This window comes from Cryobacterium sp. TMT2-10 (assembly GCF_004403075.1).
GTDB lineage: Bacteria > Actinomycetota > Actinomycetes > Actinomycetales > Microbacteriaceae > Cryobacterium > Cryobacterium shii.
This window is the reverse complement of record NZ_SOGW01000126.1, coordinates 39,409-53,491: the sequence shown is the minus strand read 5'-3', so window position 1 is coordinate 53,491 and position 14,083 is coordinate 39,409. Positions and strand designations below refer to the sequence as shown.

Genomic DNA, 14,083 nt, shown 5'->3' with positions numbered 1-14,083 from the left:
GCGCCGGCAGGGGGGCAGGAGCGGGGCCAGGCGCGCGGGCCGGCAGCCGGGCCTCAGGCGCCGTCATCAGCGGCCTGCCTTTCCCCGACGGCGGCCACCCAGGCGCCCGGGATGTCCCGCGCCGTTTGCAGGCGCACGCAGCGCCAGCCGGCGTCCCGCAGCCGCGCCACGGACTCCGGGTTCATGGGGTCCAGCACGAAGGCGACGGAGGACCGGCTCCGGGAGGCCAGGTGAGCGAGTTCGTCCGTGTCCTGCGCGTCGATGTCGACCAGCACCGCGAAGGTCGGCAGCATACGGCCGAGCGGGGACAGGGGCATCCGTGGCCTCCCCGTCGCCCCGGCCGCATCCGCCGGGCGCGTCGCCCCGGCCGCACTCGCCGGTCCGGGGGTGGCCGCCGGCTCGTGGGTGTCCGCCGGCTCATCCGGGTCCGGCGGCTCATCCGGGTCCGCCGACTCATCCGGGTCCGGCGGTTCGATGCCGGCCAGCAGGACGAGCAGGGACCGAACCTCCCCCGGTTCGCGGAACACCAGTTCCCGCACGTCGCCGGGGTCGCCGCGCAGGCCGCCACCCGCGCGGGCGCTGGCCGGGGCAAGCCGGCCGGGGCCCAGCTCGATCAGGTCCAGCTGGTAGCCGGCCTCGAGCAGGTGGGCGCCGACGGATGCGACGAGCTCGACGGCCACATCGAAGGCCGGGTCGTGGCGGAGGACCTGGTGCCCGCCCGGGCCGGGCATCCGTTTCCGTCGTCCGTGCAGGGCCGTATCGAACACGAGACGGGCCCGCGGCTTGCTCTGTTCCTCCTCCTGCCGCACCATGATCTCGCCGTGGCGCGCGGTGGCCGGCCAGTTCACCCGGCGCAGCTGGTCGCCCGGCCGGTACTCGCGGGCGATCAGCTGATCCGAGTTGTGGTGCACGTGGCGCAGCCGCTCCGGCACCTCGCCGTCGCCACGGACGCTCTCCAGGCCCCGACCGGCCAGGTCGGTGACGCGGGGCGTGACGACCAGGTCCTGCGGCTCCCCCACCGTCCACTCGCCGACGGTCAGGCCGAAGGGATCGGGCTGCCCGATCAGGGCCGGCCCACAGGGGTAGACGCCCCGGCGCCGGGGCGTCACGCGGTAATCGAGGTGCACGGTGTCGGCCCCGTCGGCCGCGCCGCCCTCGAATCGGTCGAGCCCCGGCAGCGTCGCTCCGGGCGGCACGGCCAGGGCTTCCGGGGCCGCATCCCGCCACCGCAGGCCGGTCACGGCCCGGGACGAGAGATTGCAGAGGGTGAGCGCCACGGTGGTTTCCCCCCCGGCGGCCACGACGGGCGGGTGGAACGTGCGGGTGACCTGGAGCCGCACGGGTCGCACGGAAACGTAAGCGACGGCGACGACCGGGACCACCAGAAGCAGACAGGCGACGAACAGGAGATCGCGTTGATTGCTGACCAGCGAGTAGAGGAGCAGCGGGGCCCCGGTGACGAGGAACATCCCCCCGCGGACGGTGAGCCGGGGGAACCAGACCGGTCGGCCGCGCCGCTGCTGGGCTGGCATCGGAATCAGTGGAGTCCGGCGGGACCGAGCGGCACGGGGGTCTCGGCGATGATCCGCCGCACGATCTCCTCGATCAGAGGCCCACTGTCCTGGTGGTGACCGAGCACGCGACCGCTGGCCATCAGCCGGTGGCTGAGCACGGCCAGAGCCAGCGAGTCGATGTCGTCCGGAAGCACGTACTCACGTCCCTGCAGGGCCGCCTGGGCCTTGGCCGCGCGAATGAGCTGCAGGGTGGCCCGGGGGCTCGCCCCCAGACGCAGGTCGCGGTCGTCGCGGGTGGCCCGAACCAGGCTGACCGCGTATTCCTTGACCGCGGCGGACGCGAACACGGCGCGGGCCGCCGTCATCATTCCCCGCAGCTGCGCGCCGGACACGACGGCCTCGATGCCGTCCAGCGGGCTCGTGGCGTCCCGGGAATCGAGCATCATCAGCTCCGACTCCGTGTCGGGATACCCCATCGAGATGCGGGCCATGAACCGGTCCCGCTGGGCCTCCGGCAGGGCGTAGGTGCCTTCCATCTCGATCGGGTTCTGCGTCGCGACGACCGTGAACGGCACCGGCAGCAGATAGGTGAAGCCGTCCACGGTGACCTGGCGTTCCTCCATGCACTCCAGCAGCGCCGACTGGGTCTTCGGACTCGCCCGGTTGATCTCGTCACCGATCACGATGTTCGCGAAGATGGCGCCGGGCTTGAACTCGAACCGGCGGTCCACCTGGTTGAACACCGACACGCCGGTCACGTCGGACGGCAGCAGGTCGGGGGTGAACTGGATCCGGCTCACGGTGCAGTCCAGCGATTTGGCGAGGGCCTTGGCCAGCATGGTCTTCCCCACGCCGGGGACATCCTCGATCAGGAGATGGCCCTGGGCCAGGAGAACCGTCAGCGCCGTGGTCACGGCCTCGTGCTTGCCGTCGATGACCGTCTCGACATTACGGATGATGGCGCGAGCCGCGACCTCGACCATCGGAAGGTCCATCGGGGTCTCCTCGTCCGGAACGGCGGCGGCGCCGACCGCGATCCCCGCGACCGCCGGGACCGTCCCTATCCGAACGGGATATAAGTTCACACGGGTGCCTTTTGCAGGAACTCCGCAACCGCTTCGGGGACGTACGGGGCGATGTCGCCACCGAGGGCGGCGACCTGGCGCACCAGTGAACTGGACACGTGGGCGTGGGCCGGGTCCGGCAGCAGGAAAACGGTTTCGACAGCGGCCAGGTTGCGGTTGACGATCGCCATCGGGGTCTCGTACGCCACGTCCACCTGGGAACGGATGCCCTTGATCAGCACGCTCGCTCCCACCTCGAGGCAGTAGTCGACCAGGAGTCCCATGCTCCAGGAGGCGACCACGATGTTGCCGGCGATCCCGGCGTCGCGGATCGACTTCTGCAGGAGCTCGACCCGGCGGCTGATCGGCAATAACGCCGTCTTGCCCGGGTTGTGCACGACGAGGACATGCAACTCGTCGAAGAGACCGGCCGCCCGCTCGATCACGTCGAGGTGACCCAGTGTGACGGGGTCGAATGATCCGGGGACGACGGCGATCCTGCGCATGGATTCACCCTAGCCCGAGACCGGGAACCTCGCCCCGCCACGCACCAAGTCGGCGGCAGGCCCCCGCAGATACTCAGCCCGTGCACAGGGAGCGCCGGCCGACACGGCTCGTCAGGCACGGCTCGGTGCACACGGCTCGGTGCACACAGGTCAGCTCTTGGTGAGTGATGCCCGTTCGGAATCGTCGAGGCGCCGACGCACCGCCTCCCGCAGCGCCGGGACGCTCTCGAGGAGCGGGTCCTGGTCGCTCAGTCGCTGGGCGTAGCCGCGGGCCTCGCCGATCAGGACCCCGTCGGTGGCCACCCGGAGCAGGCGCAGTGAGGAGCGGCCGCCGGACTGGTTCAGGCCGAGCACGTCGCCTTCCCGGCGCAGCTCGAGGTCGACCTGCGCCAGTTCGAAGCCGTCCAGGGTGGCCGCGACCGCCTCGACCCGCTCCCGGGCCAGCGACTCGGCCTCCGCGGACGTGACGAGCAGGCAGAGCCCGGGCACGCCCCCGCGGCCCACCCGGCCGCGCAACTGGTGCAGCTGGGACACGCCGAACCGGTCGGCATCCATCACCACCATCGCGGAGGCGTTGGGCACGTCGACGCCGACCTCGATCACCGTCGTGGCGACGAGCACGTCGATCTCCCCGGCGGCGAAGGACCGCATGGTCTGGTCTTTCTGTTCGCTGGTCATGCGGCCATGCAGGGGCTCGATGCGGGCGGACGCGAGCACCGGGTTGCGGCGGAGTTCGGCGAGCACGGTCTCGACGTCGGCCGGTGCCGACACTGACGCCGATGCCGATGCCGACGCCTCGGGGTCGGCGATCTCGCCCTCCTCGAGCTGCTTCGGGGAGATCGCCGCGCAGACCACGAACGCCTGGCGTTTCTGGGCGAGCTCTTCCGCCAGCCGGCTCCACACCCGGGTGACCCAGGCGGGTTTCTCGAAGAGCGGCACCACGAACGTCTCGATGCCCTGCCGGCCCTCGGGCAGCTCCGCGATCGTGCTCACGTCGAGGTCGCCGAACACGGTCATGGCCACGGTGCGCGGAATGGGCGTGGCCGTGAGCACCAGCACATGGGGCGGGAGGGCGCCCTTCTGCCGAAGCGCCTCACGCTGATCGACGCCGAATCGGTGTTGCTCATCGACGACGACCAGGCCGAGGTCGAAGAAGGTGACCTTCTCGCCCAGTAGCGCGTGAGTGCCGATCACGATCTGAGCTTGCCCGGACACCGTGCGCAGCAACGCCTTGCGGCGCTCCGCGACGGGCAGCTGCCCCGTGATCAGGGTGGGCATCAGCTCGACCGACAGTTCGGGGCCGAGCGCGCGCGCGATCGAGCGCAGGTGCTGGGCCGCCAGGACCTCGGTGGGGGCGAGCAACGCGGCCTGGCCGCCGGAGTCCGCCACTGCGAGCATGGCCCGCAAGGCCACGACCGTCTTGCCGGAACCGACCTCCCCCTGCACGAGCCGGTTCATCGGGGACGTCTGGGCGATATCGTCGGCGATCTCCGCCGCTACGTTCTGCTGGTCGTCGGTGAGGGTGAACGGCAGCGCGGCGTCGAACCGGTCGAGGAACCCGCCGGGCGCGGGAACGCGCGCGACGGTCTTCTGCGCCCGCGCCTCGTTTCGCTGCTGCACCAGGGCGCTCTGCAGCACGAAGGCCTCCGTGAACCGCAGGGTGTCCCGGGCGCGGCGCCAGTCCGAGTCGGTCTCCGGCTGGTGGATGAGCTCGAGCGCCCGGCCGTGCGGGAGCAGCCCACGCTCGGAGCGCACCTCGGTCGGGATCGGGTCCGGAACGGGGCCGAGGCTGTCGAGCACAAGCTCGATCGTCTGGGCGATCTGCCAGCTGGCCACCGTGTTCGTGGCCGGGTAGATGGCGATGGGCTGCTCGATCCAGAGTTTGGCGGCCGCGGCATCCGTGGGCATCTCGGGCTCGTCTTCGGCACCTGGGCCGAACAGCCGGTAGGTCGGGTGGGTGAGCTGCAGGTGCCCCCGGTAGTCGGTGACCTTGCCGGCGAACATGCCGCGCATGCCGGGCCGGAGCTGTTTAGCCCGCCAGGACTGGTTGAACCAGGTGAGGCTGAGGATTCCGCGACCGTCGGAGATCTTCACCTCGACGATCGACCCCTTGCGGGCCTTCATCGGGCGCTCCTCGACCGTGCGGATCTCGGCGACGATCGTCACGTTCTCATCGAGTGGCAACAGGCTGATCGAGGACAGCTCGCCGCGGCGGGCGTAGCGGCGCGGGTAGTGGCTGAGCAGGTCGCCGACGGTTTCGACGCCGAAGGCCTTGACCAGGGCGACGGCCGTCTTGCCGCCGACCACGTTCTGCAGCTTCGTGTCGAGGGTCACCGGGGGCAGGGCGTTCTCCGCGGCCTCCGAATCGGTCATGCTTCGATCGTAGACAACACTGCCGACACCGGTCACCGGTCACCGGGCCGGCCGGGGGACGGGGACGATAAACTCGATCCCGTTATGACGCGAATCGTTGCCGGTTTTGCCGGTTCCCTGCCCCTGGCGGTCCCCCGGACCGGCACCCGACCCACCAGCGACCGCGTGCGCGAGGCGATCTTCTCCGCGCTCGACGCGCGCGACATCATCCGTGGCACCCGGGTTCTCGACCTCTACGCGGGGTCGGGCGCGCTGGGCCTGGAGGCGGCCAGCCGGGGAGCGCGGATCGTGACGCTGGTCGAGAACGGCTTCGGCGCCGCCGCGCTGTGCCGCAAGAACGCGGAGGCCGTGCTGCGGGCCGCCCCGAAGAAGGACGCCCCGAAGATCAAGGTGACGGCGCAGGCCGTGCAGTCGTTTCTGGCCAGCACCGGCGACGGCTTCGACCTCGTCTTCCTCGACCCGCCGTACGACCTCCCCGAGGCCGAACTCGGCCACAACCTCGCTGCGCTGACGCCCCTGCTGGACCCGGATGCCCTCGTGGTCGTGGAGCGGAGCTCGCGCTCGCCCGAGCCGGAGTGGGGCCCCGGCCTCGAGGCCGACCGGCGCAAGGACTACGGCGACACCACCGTCTGGTACGCGTCACTGGCGCGGCCCGCGACCGACTGAGCGGGTCGCCGGCGTCCGTCACGGGCCTCGCGGCGCAGGTTGTGGCCGGCGGCGCAGGTTCCAGCGTGCGCCCGCGGGCACAGGGTGCGCCGCGACGCGCTCGGGGTCGCGGATGCCCGGGTCGCGCTCGGGGTCGCGGATGCCCGGGGTCGCCGGCTCAGCGGACGGAGCCGTCCCAGCCTCGGTAGGGGTCCCAGCCGCCCTGGCCGTGCGGGCGACCATCGAGCAGGATCGTGCCGGCGGCATCCGTGACCGTGCCCAGCGCCCGGAAACCGTCCGGAAGGTCGGTGCCGGCCGGGAATGTCGCGAGGAGGCCGTGGTCCTCGCCTCCGCCGAGGGCACGCTCGACGTTCTCGCCGAGGGCGGCGCGGTCGAAGTCGATGCCCACGCCGCTGGCCCGGGCAAGGCGGCCGGCGTCGATCGCGAGACCGTCCGACACGTCCAGCATGGCCGTCGCGCCGGCGAGGGCGGCAGCCGGGCCCCGGTCGATGGGCGGCACCGGGGCGAGCTGGGCGGCGACTTCCTCGGGATGCTGCGCCCGCAGCGCCGCCGCGAGCTCGGCATCCGGGACCCCGTCGGCGTTCACGGCGAGCCGGAACAGCAGCTCGAGGCCCTGTGCAGCCTCACCGAGACGCCCCGCCAGCGCAACGACGTCGCCTGGCCGCGCCCCGGAGCGGAGGACGGGCCCGCGCCCCTCCAGGTCGCCGAAGGCCGTCACGGCGAGCGTCAGGGCGTCCGAGGCGGACAGGTCGCCGCCGACGACCCCGCAGCCGGGCGCCAACGCCTCGCAGCAGTCCCGCAGGCCGTCCGCGATGCCCTCGATCACGCCGATCGGCGTCGACGGGGGTGCGGCGATCGCCACCACCAGCGCGGTGGGGCGTGCGCCCATCGCAGCGACATCGGACAGGTTCGTGGCCGCGGCCTTCCAGCCGAGGTCGTGCGGGCTCGACCAGGCGAGACGGAAGTCCGGCCCCTGGATCATCATGTCCGTGGTGACGACGTAGCGGCCGTCCGGGGCCGACAGCACGGCGGCGTCGTCCCCCGGGCCCAGGAGCTGGGCGGCCGCGCCCGGCAGCCGGGGGAAGATGCGGGCGAGCACCTCCCCTTCGCTCAGATCGGCCAGGGTTTCTCTCGCCGGCGTCTCACTCGTGGGGAGCATCGCGCCCGCAGCATTCGTCATGCATCAAACGGTAGCCTGAATGCAATGACCTCCCGCATCCGCCTCATCCGTGCCGGCCTCACGATCACCCTCGTGACGGGCAGCGTGCTGCTCACCGGCTGCACCGCCATCGTGCCGATGGAACCGGCGACGGATGCCGTCAACCCCACCTGCGCCGACCTGATCGTGCGCCTGCCGACCACGGTCGCATCCCTGCCGGAGCGGGAGACCAACGCCCAGTCAACCGGCGCCTGGGGCACCCCGTCGGCCGTGCTACTGCACTGCGGCGTGGACGTGCCCGCCCCGACCACCCTGCCCTGCCTCACCGTCAACGGCATCGACTGGATCGAAGACGACACCGACGCCCCCCTGTATCGGTACACCACCTACGGCCGCGACCCGGCCACGGAGCTGGTGATCGACTCGGACAAGGTCAGCGGTTCGACGGTGCTGGTGGACCTGGCCAACGCGGTGGAGAACATCCCCGCGACCGGCAAGTGCCTCGGCGCCGAAGACCTGCTGCTGCCGACCGACGGCGAGACCGCGGCCCCGGCCCAGTAACCGCACGCCCGGCCCGCAGAGCCCCGGCAGCCCCGCCGGCTCGCCGGCTCGCCAAGCCCGCCGAACCGTGAGTTCGGCCCCACTTTCGTGCCGTCGGAGGGGCGGAACTCACGGCTCGACGAGGTTTCGCGACGAGGTTTCGCGGAGCGGCGACGGCACCTTGGCCGCCGCGCCTGCCTCCTGCCTCGGCAACGGGGGCATTGTCAAGTGTTACGTCTCATGCCGTCACGCCGCGACGTCCGGGAGCGCGGCCACCGGTGGGCACGTAACGTCTCCGGGGAGTCGCCGCCGGTTGGCTGCGGCCACTGATGGACGGGGACACGACATGCTTCTGACCGGACTCGGCCTGGGCGTCGCCCTGGGCTTCACCATGCAGCGGGGCAGGTTCTGCGTGACCGGAGCATTCCGGGACCTCTGGATCACGGGCAGCACCCGCTGGCTGACCGCCTTCCTGATCGTCATCGCCGTGCAGAGTGTGGGCGTATTCGCCCTCGACGCGGCAGGTGTCATCACCCTCGACCCCCAGCCGTTCGCCTGGCTGGCCACGATCCTCGGCGCGTTCATCTTCGGTTTCGCCATCGTGCTGGCCGGCGGATGCGCCACGGGCACCTACTACCGCGCCGGCGAGGGTCTGGTGGGCAGCTGGTTCGCCCTGATCTTCTACGCCCTCTTCGCCGCCATCTCGAAAACCGGCGCGCTGTCCGCCCCGGTCGCGGCGCTCCGCGGCATCACCGTGGAGGGTTCCACCATCCACGGTGTCCTCGGCATCTCACCGTGGGTGCTGGTCGCGCTGCTCGTCACCGGCGTCGGACTGCTGGCCCGGTATCACCTGCGTCGGCGGTCGCCCCTGACGCTCGCGTCCCTCCCGGCCCGCACCAGCGGCATCCGTCACCTCCTTTTCGAGAAGAAGTGGGGCGCGTTCACCACGGCACTGATCATCGCACCGCTCGCCATCCTCGCCTGGCCGCTCAGCTGGGCAACCGGCCGCGAGTCCGGGCTCGGCGTCACCGGGCCGTCCTCGAACATCGTCAACTACCTCGTGCGCGGCGATCCCCAGGCGATCGACTGGGGCGTCTACCTGGTGATCGGCATCCTGCTCGGCTCCTTCATCGCCGCCAGAGGCAGCGGCGAGTTCCGCGTGCGGCTGCCCGATGCCACCACGACCATCCGCAGCATCATCGGCGGGGCGCTGATGGGCGTCGGAGCTAGCCTGGCCGGCGGCTGCACCATCGGCAACGGCATGGTCGACACCGCCACCTTCGGCCTCCAGGGCTGGGTATCGCTGGTCTTCATGATCATCGGCACCGGCGCCGCGACGCGCCTCTTCATCACCGGGTCCGCGCGGGTCGGGGTCTCCCCCGTCCGCATCCCGGTCCCCCGGTAGCTACCCGCATCAACCAGCATCACCCCGCATCACCCAAGAAAAGGAAGCCCGACATGGCACAGTACGTACTCGAAACCGACGGTCAGGTCTGCCCATTCCCGCTCGTGGAGGCCGGTGACGCCATCCTGAAGCTCGACCTCGGCGACGAACTCACCATCAACTTCGACTGCACCCAGGCGACGGATGCCCTACCGCGCTGGGCCGCCGAGAACGGCTACCCGGTCACCCATTTCGATCGCGTCGGGGACGCCCACTGGACCATCACGGTGCAGAAGGCGTAGCCCCGGCAAGAGCCCCAAGACCCCGCCGAGCCGTGAGAAGCGCCCCTGAAAAATCAAAAAACGGGGGCGAAACTCACGGCTCGGCGGGACCGAGCCCGGGCCTTTTGGGGGTGGGGGTGGCGGGACGGGTGGGGACAGCGGGACGGGCGGGGACAGCGGGACGGGCGGGGTGCGGCTGGTTAGACCGACAGGCGCAGTGCGGCGGGAAGGGCGCGGCGGGCCAGCGCCACCGCGATCAGCTCGTCGATCAGCTGCGGGTAGGTGTACCCGGTGGCGAGCCAGCAGGTCGGGAACATCGAGATCGGGGTGAACCCGGGCATGGTGTTGATCTCGTTGATGACCCAACCGTCCCCGGTCAGGAAGAAGTCCACCCGGGCCAGGCCGGCGCCGTCGATCGCGTCGAACGCGCGGATGGCGAGGTCCTGCATCTCGGCCACTTCCCCGGCGCCGAGAGCCGCGGGGCAGACGAGTTCGATCCCGTCCGCGCCGAGGTACTTGGCGGCGAAGTCGTAGAAGTCACGTCCGGTGACGCGCACCTCTCCCGGCACGGATGCCCGGGTCGGCTCCCCCGGACGGCCCTGCAGCACGCCGATCTCGAGTTCGCGTCCCGACAGGCCGGCCTCGATCAGTACCTTGCTGTCTTCGGCGAGGCCCACCCGCATCGCCTCGGCCAGCTGGTCCAGGTGCGCCACGCGGCTGACGCCGACGCTCGACCCGGCCCGGGCGGGCTTCACGAACACGGGCAGCCCGAGCTGCTCGGCGGCGGCGAACGCCATGCCGGGCGCCTCGGCCCACTCGGCCGCCGTGATGGTGCGCCACGGGGCCACCGGCAGGGCGGCCTGCTGGAAGACGGTTTTGGTGAAGTGCTTGTCCATGCCCAGCGCCGACGCCAGCACGCCCGAGCCGACGTACGGCAGGCCGACCAGTTCGAGCAGCCCCTGCACGGTCCCGTCCTCGCCGAACGGACCGTGCAGGATCGGGAAGACCACGTCCACGTTGCCGAGCGAACGGTACCCGGCGCCGTCGCTGACGGTCAGCTGGCGGCTGAGGCTGCTCTCCGGCCACCGCACCCGGGTGCCGTTGTCGAACACCTCCGGCAGTTCCGCGGCGTCCAGGGCGAACCGGACCGGGTCATCCGCTTCGAGCACGAAGGCTCCGTCGCGGGTGATCCCGATCGGGATGACGTTGTAGCGGTCGCGGTCAATCGCCGCGAGGACGCCCCCCGCTGTGGCGCAGCTGATCGAATGTTCGCTTGAACGACCCCCAAAGAGCAGCGCTACCGTGAGCTTGTCCATCATTCGTCCTTTCGCCCTGCGGCTCAGCCGAGTCCGTGGTGAGGTGCGGGGCGAGGTCCCGCGGTTTTAGAGTACCGGCCAGCACCTGGCGGACCTGCTCGACGATGGGCATGTCCACCCCCTTGGCACGGGCGAGATCGAGAATAGGGCCGACGGATGCGAGGCCTTCGGTGGTCTGCTGCATCTGCTTGACGACGTCGGCGATGCCGTAACCCTGGCCGAGGAGGCGTCCGGCGGTGTTGTTCCGCGAGAGCGGCGACTGGCAGGTGGCGATCAGGTCGCCCAGGCCGGCGAGGCCGGCCAGCGTCTCCGGATGCGCGCCGTACGCCACCGCGAAGTCGGTCATCTCGACCAGGCCCCGGGTGATGATCGACGCCTTGGTGTTCTCGCCGTAGCCGACGCCGTCGACGATGCCGATGGCCACGGCGATGAGGTTCTTGAGCACGCCGCCGAATTCAGTGCCGATGACATCCGTGTTCACATACGACCGGAAGTAGCGGTTGCGGGCCAGCATGGCGACGGCCTGGGCGGTCTCGAGGCTGTTGGAGGAGACGACGGCGGCCGTCGGCTGCTCCTTCGCGATCTCGAGGGCCAGGTTGGGGCCGGAGATGGCCGCGATCAGGTCAGGGTCGATCGGGAGGAGCTCGGCGATGATCTGGCTCATCCGAAGCCCGGAGCCGCGCTCGACGCCCTTCATCAGCGACACCACGATCGCGCCGGGGGCCAGGAACGGTTCGGCCAGGATCAGGTTCTCGCGCAGCGACTGGCTCGGCACGGACACGAACACCTGCTCGGCGCCGGCCAGGGCCAGGTCGAGCCTGGACGTGGCGCGGAGGCCGACCGGCAGGTTGATGCCGGGGAGGTAGTCACTGTTGCGCCGGGCCTCGGTGATCTCCCGGGCGAGTTCGGGGCGCCGGGCCCAGAGCACGACATCCGCCCCGCCGTCGGTGAGGATCTTCGCGAACGTCGTTCCCCAGCTTCCGGCTCCGAGAACGGCGACGCGTTTGCCTGGCAGGATCTTAGGCTTCAAAACGGCCGGTCTCTTTCTGGTCGTGCTCGGCCGGGTTCCAGCGCTTGGTCGGCGCCGTTTCACCCCGAAGGTCTTCGAGCAGCTGGGTGATGGCGTCCATGACGACCTTGGTCGCCTCGTTCAGGGTGGCCGAATCGAGGTTGCGGCCGCGGAACTCGGCGAGGTCGAGCGGATCGCCGATCTTGACGAGCACGGTCCTGCGCGGGAACAGGCTCAGCTTCTTCGAGTAGCGCGGCATGATCTGCTGGGCACCCCAGTGGGCGACGGGGACGACCGGGATGCCCCGTTCCAGGGCTATCCGCACGGCGCCGGACTTGCCGCGCATCGGCCACAGGTCAGGGTCGCGGGTCAGCGACCCCTCCGGGTAGACCACGACCATCTGCCCGCGTTCGACGAGACGCTCGGCGGCCTTGACCGGCTCACTGCCGCGCACGCTGCCGCCGCGCTGCACCGGGATCTGCCCGGATTTGCGCAGCAGCCAGCCGAGCCCCGGGAGCGTGAAGACGGATGCCTTCGCCAGGAACCGCGGCGCCCGCCCCAGCTTCCAGCTGAGCACGCCCATCAGGACCGGGTCGATCTCACTGAAGTGGTTGGGCGCCATCACGAATGCTCCGGTGCGCGGGAACTTGCCGACATCGGTGACCTTGAACCGCACGGCCAGGTTGATCACCGGGAGGATGATCAGCGCCAGCGCCCAGAACACGGATGGGCGCCGGGTCTCCGAACGCTCCCGGCCCGGGTTCACGGCTGGGGTGGAGCTGTTGTTCCGGGGCGCTGGATCTGACACGCGCCCTGGACCTGACACTGGCGCTGGATCTGATGCTGGCACGGCCCCATTATCCTTCGAGATCGAAGTCAGCTCCCAACAGTTGAAGCTTGGTGATGAAGTTCTCGTAGCCGCGGCTGATGATGCCGACGTTGCTCACGGTGGACGTTCCGGACGCGGTGAGGGCCGCGATCAGGTGGCTGAAGCCGCCGCGCAGGTCAGGAACCTCGATGTCGGCGCCGTGCAGCTTCGTCGGCCCGGTGATGACGGCCGAGTGGTTGAAGTTGCGCTGGCCGAAGCGGCAGGGGTGCCCGCCCAGGCATTCGCGGTGGATCTGGATGGTCGCGCCCATCTCGACCAGCGCGTCGACGAAGCCGAACCGCTGCTCGTAGACGGTCTCGTGCACGATCGAAACGCCGTGCGCGTGGGTGAGGGCGATCACGAGCGGCTGCTGCCAGTCCGTCATGAAGCCCGGGTGGACATCCGTCTCGATGATGACGGGCTTGAGGTCGCCGCCCGGGTGGTAGAAACGGATGCCGTCGTCTTCGATGTCGAACGCCCCGCCGACCTTGCGGAACACGTTCAGGAAGGTGAGCATCTCGGGCTGGCGGGCGCCGCCGACGAAGATGTCGCCGTCGGTGGCCAGGGCCGCGGCCGCCCAGCTGGCGGCCTCGTTGCGGTCGAACAGGGCGCGGTGGTTGTAGCCTTCGAGCCGTTCGACGCCCTCGATCCGAATCACCCGATCGGTGTCGACCGTGATGACAGCGCCCATCTTCTGCAGGATGTTGATCAGGTCCATGATCTCGGGCTCGATCGCCGCGCCCTTGAGCTCGGTGATGCCCTCCGCGCGCACGGCGGTGAGGAGCACCTGTTCCGTGGCGCCGACGCTCGGGTAGGGCAGGGACACCTTGGTGCCCTTGAGCCCGTTGGGCGCGGACATCCGGATGCCGTTGGGCTGCTTCTCGACGACGGCGCCGAACTTGCGCAGCACGTCCAGGTGGTAGTCGATCGGGCGGTCGCCGATGCGGCAGCCGCCGAGGTCGGGGATGAATGCCTCGCCGAGGCGGTGCAGCAGCGGGCCGCAGAACAGGATCGGGATGCGCGAGGAGCCGGCGTGAGCGTCGATCGCGGCGAAGTGCGCGCTCTCGACGTCCACCGGGTCGAGCTGCAGCTCGCCCGGTTCGGCGCCGTCGGTGACCTTGACGCCGTGCACCTCGAGGAGCTGGCGCACGATGCGCACGTCGCTGATGTTGGGCACGTTCTTGAGCACGCTGGGCGTCTCGCCGAGGAGCGCCGCGACCATGGCCTTGGTGACCAGGTTCTTGGCACCCTTCAGCTCGATCCGGCCGACCAGCGGGATGCCGCCGCGGATGGTGATCCGGTCGCCCTGCAGGCCGACGGCGGCGCCCCAGTTCTGGGCGTTCTCCCGGTTCTGGGCGTCGTCCCTGCTCTGGTCGTCGTCGCGGTTCTTGGCGATTTCGCTG

General features: G+C 70.6%; 13 protein-coding genes. 4 read left to right on the top strand and 9 right to left on the bottom strand.

The window, feature by feature from the left end:
- Positions 1-53 precede the first annotated feature (53 nt).
- From E3T37_RS15820 to E3T37_RS15805, 4 genes are all read right to left on the bottom strand, one after another.
- The gene (locus E3T37_RS15820; protein WP_134368229.1) at positions 54-1,532 is read right to left on the bottom strand and encodes a DUF58 domain-containing protein; all 1,479 of its coding nucleotides are present in this window, start codon (positions 1,530-1,532) and stop codon (positions 54-56) included.
- A gap of 5 nt (positions 1,533-1,537) precedes the next feature.
- Positions 1,538-2,599, bottom strand: coding sequence for an AAA family ATPase (locus tag E3T37_RS15815; protein WP_370263885.1), 1,062 nt, complete (start codon positions 2,597-2,599; stop codon positions 1,538-1,540).
- A complete protein-coding gene (gene coaD / locus E3T37_RS15810) occupies positions 2,596-3,084 on the bottom strand; it encodes a pantetheine-phosphate adenylyltransferase (RefSeq protein ID WP_134368228.1) in 489 nt (162 codons plus the stop codon). Before coaD ends, E3T37_RS15815 begins: the two co-directional genes overlap by 4 nt.
- 150 nt (positions 3,085-3,234) lie before the next feature.
- Positions 3,235-5,457: an ATP-dependent DNA helicase RecG gene (locus E3T37_RS15805; RefSeq protein ID WP_134368227.1), complete on the bottom strand. Its 2,223-nt coding sequence runs from the start codon at positions 5,455-5,457 to the stop codon at positions 3,235-3,237.
- A gap of 84 nt (positions 5,458-5,541) precedes the next feature.
- Here E3T37_RS15805 and rsmD point away from each other — a divergent pair, with 84 nt between their 5' ends.
- A complete protein-coding gene (gene rsmD, locus E3T37_RS15800) occupies positions 5,542-6,123 on the top strand; it encodes a 16S rRNA (guanine(966)-N(2))-methyltransferase RsmD (protein WP_134368226.1) in 582 nt (193 codons plus the stop codon).
- Between the two features lie 157 nt (positions 6,124-6,280).
- On the opposite strand, the gene thiL is transcribed toward rsmD, so the two are convergent.
- Complete coding sequence (gene thiL / locus E3T37_RS15795) at positions 6,281-7,303, bottom strand: thiamine-phosphate kinase (protein ID WP_241978614.1); 1,023 nt, start codon at positions 7,301-7,303, stop codon at positions 6,281-6,283.
- Positions 7,304-7,327: 24 nt separating this feature from the next.
- Here thiL and E3T37_RS15790 point away from each other — a divergent pair, with 24 nt between their 5' ends.
- From E3T37_RS15790 to E3T37_RS15780, 3 genes are all read left to right on the top strand, one after another.
- Complete coding sequence (locus tag E3T37_RS15790; RefSeq protein ID WP_134368225.1) at positions 7,328-7,843, top strand: DUF3515 domain-containing protein; 516 nt, start codon at positions 7,328-7,330, stop codon at positions 7,841-7,843.
- A gap of 325 nt (positions 7,844-8,168) precedes the next feature.
- A complete protein-coding gene (locus E3T37_RS15785) occupies positions 8,169-9,227 on the top strand; it encodes a YeeE/YedE family protein (protein ID WP_134368224.1) in 1,059 nt (352 codons plus the stop codon).
- 53 nt (positions 9,228-9,280) lie between these two features.
- Positions 9,281-9,508, top strand: a complete 228-nt coding sequence (locus E3T37_RS15780) for a sulfurtransferase TusA family protein (RefSeq protein WP_134368223.1) — start codon at positions 9,281-9,283, stop codon at positions 9,506-9,508.
- A gap of 179 nt (positions 9,509-9,687) precedes the next feature.
- Here the strand turns inward: E3T37_RS15780 and E3T37_RS15775 are convergent, their stop codons facing one another.
- Genes E3T37_RS15775 through murA form a run of 4 tightly spaced genes read right to left on the bottom strand, consistent with a single transcriptional unit; the run spans position 9,688 to position 13,992 of the window.
- Positions 9,688-10,806, bottom strand: a complete 1,119-nt coding sequence (locus E3T37_RS15775; RefSeq protein ID WP_134368222.1) for a D-alanine--D-alanine ligase family protein — start codon at positions 10,804-10,806, stop codon at positions 9,688-9,690.
- Positions 10,709-11,833: an NAD(P)H-dependent glycerol-3-phosphate dehydrogenase gene (locus tag E3T37_RS15770; RefSeq protein WP_241975801.1), complete on the bottom strand. Its 1,125-nt coding sequence runs from the start codon at positions 11,831-11,833 to the stop codon at positions 10,709-10,711. The genes E3T37_RS15775 and E3T37_RS15770 overlap by 98 nt, the downstream gene beginning before the upstream one ends.
- Positions 11,823-12,620: a lysophospholipid acyltransferase family protein gene (locus E3T37_RS15765; RefSeq protein ID WP_370263882.1), complete on the bottom strand. Its 798-nt coding sequence runs from the start codon at positions 12,618-12,620 to the stop codon at positions 11,823-11,825. The genes E3T37_RS15770 and E3T37_RS15765 overlap by 11 nt, the downstream gene beginning before the upstream one ends.
- Before the next feature lie 49 nt (positions 12,621-12,669).
- Entirely contained in the window at positions 12,670-13,992 is a 1,323-nt protein-coding gene (gene murA, locus E3T37_RS15760; RefSeq protein ID WP_241975804.1) for a UDP-N-acetylglucosamine 1-carboxyvinyltransferase, read from the bottom strand.
- Positions 13,993-14,083: the final 91 nt, after the last annotated feature.

Bases quoted from the DNA above. Each gene is read 5' to 3' on its own strand.
- E3T37_RS15790 (WP_134368225.1), top strand. From the start codon at position 7,328: ATGACCTCCCGCATCCGCCTCATCCGTGCCGGCCTCACGATCACCCTC.
- thiL (WP_241978614.1), bottom strand. From the start codon at position 7,303: ATGACGAATGCTGCGGGCGCGATGCTCCCCACGAGTGAGACGCCGGCG.
- E3T37_RS15785 (WP_134368224.1), top strand. From the start codon at position 8,169: ATGCTTCTGACCGGACTCGGCCTGGGCGTCGCCCTGGGCTTCACCATG.
- coaD (WP_134368228.1), bottom strand. From the start codon at position 3,084: ATGCGCAGGATCGCCGTCGTCCCCGGATCATTCGACCCCGTCACACTG.
- E3T37_RS15780 (WP_134368223.1), top strand. From the start codon at position 9,281: ATGGCACAGTACGTACTCGAAACCGACGGTCAGGTCTGCCCATTCCCG.
- E3T37_RS15820 (WP_134368229.1), bottom strand. From the start codon at position 1,532: ATGCCAGCCCAGCAGCGGCGCGGCCGACCGGTCTGGTTCCCCCGGCTC.
- E3T37_RS15775 (WP_134368222.1), bottom strand. From the start codon at position 10,806: ATGATGGACAAGCTCACGGTAGCGCTGCTCTTTGGGGGTCGTTCAAGC.
- rsmD (WP_134368226.1), top strand. From the start codon at position 5,542: ATGACGCGAATCGTTGCCGGTTTTGCCGGTTCCCTGCCCCTGGCGGTC.
- E3T37_RS15805 (WP_134368227.1), bottom strand. From the start codon at position 5,457: ATGACCGATTCGGAGGCCGCGGAGAACGCCCTGCCCCCGGTGACCCTC.